The following is a 2,493-nucleotide window of genomic DNA, read 5'->3' on the forward strand; positions in this document are numbered from 1 at the left end:
AATACCCAAATTTGGGGGATTTAGGGGGCTGAATCACGGGCCAGTCATGACGGATAACTTATGTGTACTTAGTAGCCCCCGTCACCGAACGCGATCCTTACTGTACCCAGGGCTTTACCTATACCTTTGCGATGCAGCGCACGGCAGAGCCGCAATCCTACGATTTGCCCGAATTTTACGAAACCTATGAGCCCTTCTATAGCTGGGATGAGGGGCGCGACTATCTCGAAACTGCCGAAGATTGGTTCAACTTTGTCTTTACCTACCGTCGTATCTGGCACGCTGGGGCCGATTCTGATCGGGTCGGCATCTACGGCGAACCCTGGATGAGTGCCGGGGATATTTCGATGCAGAACTGGGGGCGGGGCAACGACTATAGCCCCGGACATGCCAACGATAACTTTATTCTGACCCGTGACCAGTTAATCACCGCCGGACAACTAGAACCGGACGGCTGGATGGGAGGGTTACGCACCGATGCCCTCCGCAAAGGGGAGGAAATAGCGATCGGTTATTTCTACTGGCTGGCGGTGGGCGATAGCAATGCCGTCAGAGACGATAGCTTAAAAGAACCTGACCCTTACCAGGTTTACCTGCAAGGGCTGGATTCCCCGATGGGCACCGAACATGGCCTATCCAAATATCCCTACATCCGGGAAGGGCGGCGCATCCTGGGGCGTCCTGCACTGGGCTATGCGTCAGGCTTCCAGGTGAATGAGGTGGATATTTCGTGGCAGGACTACAGCGAAGATCCGTATTATCAAGAAACCTTGGACCCTGAGACCTATCGCCGTCTACGCCAGGAACTCGCTCGCCAAGATGCCACTGCCGCTATTGTGGAAGATAAGCCCGCCAGCGAAATTTCCCAGCGAACCCGAGCCCGGATCTTCCCAGATTCAGTGGGTATCGCTCAGTACGCCATCGACTTCCATCCCTGCATGTTAGAAACCCCGGTAGAAAAACCCGGTAATGTTGAACGGCCAGGGGTGCGGCAGGCTCACAGTCCGGCTTATCCGGGACAGATTCCGTTGCGATCGCTGATTCCCCAAGAGATTGATAACCTTGTCGTGGCGGGTAAAAGCATTGCCGCTAGCTATATCGTCACCGCTTCCTACCGAGTTCACTCCTTTGAGTGGGCCGTGGGGACAGGGGCAGCTCACACCCTCGACTTTGCCCTGCGCAATGGCGTCATGCCCTATGAGTTAGTCGACAACCTGCCGAGCCGGGAACCTCTACTCGAGCAATTGCAAGCGGAAATTGCCGCGTCCGGAAACCCCGTCAGTTTCCCCAATACATCCATCTTCAATACGGATTGGGATGATTGGAATCCGGGTTGGTAGCGATCGCACATTTACCCCGCCACCTCGATGACTGAAATCAAGCCCCCTTAATCACGCTTATTAGGAGAACTCCAATGGCCCGTAAAATTGTCAATTGTTTGCACCTTTAGCGCGATCGCCCTGATTACAGGAGCCATCAATGGCATTCTTCAGACCTCCCTTTACCACTACGCCAAAACGGGAGATGCCGGTCGATTTATCGATACTGGCTTAGCTCGCAACGCTTTCCCAAGCTAAGGAGATCATTGGCCATGTCTAACCCAACGCCCCTTAACCGCCGTGCCAGAGGACTGATTCTCGACTTTGCCCTGGGGGCAGCCCTCCTTGCACTGCTGCCGATTCCCTACAGCATGGTGCTCAAGATCATCGGTCTGCCAGTGCTGCTGGCGCTGATGGCCAAGCGAGTTATTCGCCTCTGGCAGGGTTACAAACCAGATACTGTCGCCAAGCTGAGCTTGCTCGTCAGTCTGGCTGGAGCTGTACTCCTGGGGGGGTGGTTTATTTTGGGGGAGTCACTTTAGGAATCAGGATACCGTTGCTGGCAGGATTAGCCCCCGGCTTTGCTTTCTTTGCCCTCTTTTGGGGAGTCGGGCAGGCCATCAACCATTGCTATTTGAGTGGGATACCGATAGTGACAACAGACTCTGCTCTAAGGGGTAAGCAAGATGCAGCTTAAACGACGACAGGCCCTCTGGGGCGGCTTGGGAGCCACCGTGGCGGCCATCTTGGGACGCAACACCCTGGAGCGGCGAGCGACAGAAGCGGAACAGGCCGAACTACAGGCCTTATACGATCCCCAAACGCAGGTGCAAGCAGCCTACCAGGCCAGCCTGGAGACGGTACAAAACCTGGCTGCGGGGCAAACGGATATCCAACTACAGCCTCCCACCGCTCCCTACAACCGGGCCTGGTCAAAACAGTTGATTGTGGCGGCCCGGCTCTCGACCCTGCAGTACTTCCAGGGCAAATACCAGGCCGGTTACGACGGCCGCATCGACGTACTGCCCTTTTATCCAGAATCCGGGCTCAACGGCTTTCAGCAGGTGGCATCCTTCAAAGCTCCGGAACAGGTGCAGGAGCCAGCCCTTTCAAGGTGCTTTCTTCTCAGCTTTAGCTTTGGCAAGCAATCGAGCGGTTGAGACATGAGGTTTCT

The 2,493-nt window shown here is 55.4% G+C and carries 4 protein-coding genes; all 4 read left to right on the forward strand.

What is annotated here, in order from left to right; genetic code table 11:
* Nucleotides 1-62 precede the first annotated feature (62 nt).
* The 4 genes from JUK32_RS28485 to JUK32_RS16170 all read left to right on the forward strand — a co-directional run bounded on the left by JUK32_RS28485 (nt 63) and on the right by JUK32_RS16170 (nt 2,479).
* Nucleotides 63-1,340, forward strand: coding sequence for an FAD-dependent oxidoreductase (locus JUK32_RS28485; protein WP_309224561.1), 1,278 nt, complete (start codon nt 63-65; stop codon nt 1,338-1,340).
* An 87-nt stretch (nt 1,341-1,427) separates the two neighbouring features.
* Nucleotides 1,428-1,577: a hypothetical protein gene (locus JUK32_RS16160; protein WP_204139897.1), complete on the forward strand. Its 150-nt coding sequence runs from the start codon at nt 1,428-1,430 to the stop codon at nt 1,575-1,577.
* 14 nt (nt 1,578-1,591) lie between these two features.
* The gene (locus JUK32_RS16165; protein ID WP_204139898.1) at nt 1,592-1,861 is read left to right on the forward strand and encodes a hypothetical protein; all 270 of its coding nucleotides are present in this window, start codon (nt 1,592-1,594) and stop codon (nt 1,859-1,861) included.
* Nucleotides 1,862-2,005: 144 nt separating this feature from the next.
* Nucleotides 2,006-2,479: a hypothetical protein gene (locus JUK32_RS16170; RefSeq protein ID WP_204139899.1), complete on the forward strand. Its 474-nt coding sequence runs from the start codon at nt 2,006-2,008 to the stop codon at nt 2,477-2,479.
* Nucleotides 2,480-2,493: the final 14 nt, after the last annotated feature.

This window comes from Halomicronema sp. CCY15110, assembly GCF_016888165.1.
Lineage (GTDB): Bacteria > Cyanobacteriota > Cyanobacteriia > Phormidesmidales > Phormidesmidaceae > Halomicronema.

Coding starts and splice junctions, on each gene's coding strand:
- JUK32_RS16170 (WP_204139899.1), top strand. CDS start 2,006: ATGCAGCTTAAACGACGACAGGCCCTCTGGGGCGGCTTGGGAGCCACC.
- JUK32_RS16165 (WP_204139898.1), top strand. CDS start 1,592: ATGTCTAACCCAACGCCCCTTAACCGCCGTGCCAGAGGACTGATTCTC.